Source organism: Mycobacterium sp. 1245801.1, from assembly GCF_001673055.1.
Taxonomy (GTDB): domain Bacteria; phylum Actinomycetota; class Actinomycetes; order Mycobacteriales; family Mycobacteriaceae; genus Mycobacterium; species Mycobacterium europaeum_A.
The window spans coordinates 1-863 of the sequence record NZ_LZKY01000300.1 but is presented as its reverse complement, the minus strand read 5'-3'; the positions used below and the strand labels follow the sequence as shown (position 1 = coordinate 863).

Genomic DNA, 863 nt, shown 5'->3' with positions numbered 1-863 from the left:
CGGTCCTGGCCGCCACCGCCGACCTGCGCGACGCCATCGGATTTTCCTCGTTCGCCGTGCTGATCTACTACGCCGTCGCCAACGCCTCGGCCTGCACGCTCGGTGCCGACGAAGGCCGCCCACACCGGGCGATCCCGGTGATCGGGCTGCTCGGCTGCGTCATGCTGGCCGTCGCGATGCCGCGATGGTCGGTGCTCTCCGGTGTGCTGGTGCTGGGCCTCGGCGCCGGCGCCTATCTGATTCGGCGTTTCATCGCCCGGACCACGTTGCGGCGCAACCGAAATCGCAGCTGACGGCGGCGCACGCCGCGCCGGCCGGCCGGACACCGCCGCCGGGCAAATAGCGGCATCGCGATTCCCCGAAGGCCGGACGGGGAAGACTGAGCGGATGGCCGACCCGGAAACCGAAGCGTTCGACAAACTGGTGGCGCTGCTGAACTATCCGATGTTTGTCGTCACCACGCAGGCCAACGGCACTGAAGCCGGCTGCCTGGTGGGCTTCGCCAGCCAGACCAGCATCAATCCGCCCCGCTTCCTGGTCGGCCTGTCCAAGCGCAACCACACCTTCCGCGTCGCCCGCGACGCCTCCCACCTGGCCGTGCACGTCTTCGACCACGAACACCTCGACGTGGTGGAGCTTTTCGGCAGCCAGACCAGCGACGAGGTCGACAAGTTCGCCCGCTGTTCCTGGCACCGCGGCCCCGAACGGATGCCGATCCTCGACGACGCCGCCGCGTGGTTCGTCGGCGAGATCCTGGAGCGTTTCACGATGGGCGATCACGTCGGGCACCTGCTCGCACCGGTCGGCGGCAGCCCGCCGCGGGAACTGGAAACCTGGGTGTCCTTCGGCGACGTGCGCGAGCT

At 69.1% G+C, this 863-nt stretch carries 1 protein-coding gene and 1 pseudogene; both read left to right on the top strand.

Translation table 11 applies throughout. From position 1 onward, the window contains the following. Positions 1–293, top strand: a pseudogene (locus tag A5622_RS19260) (amino acid permease); the annotation flags it as partial. A gap of 94 nt (positions 294–387) precedes the next feature. Further along, positions 388–863, top strand: a 476-nt coding sequence (locus A5622_RS19255; protein ID WP_066880601.1) for a flavin reductase family protein, incomplete at its 3' end; no start/stop codon positions are given.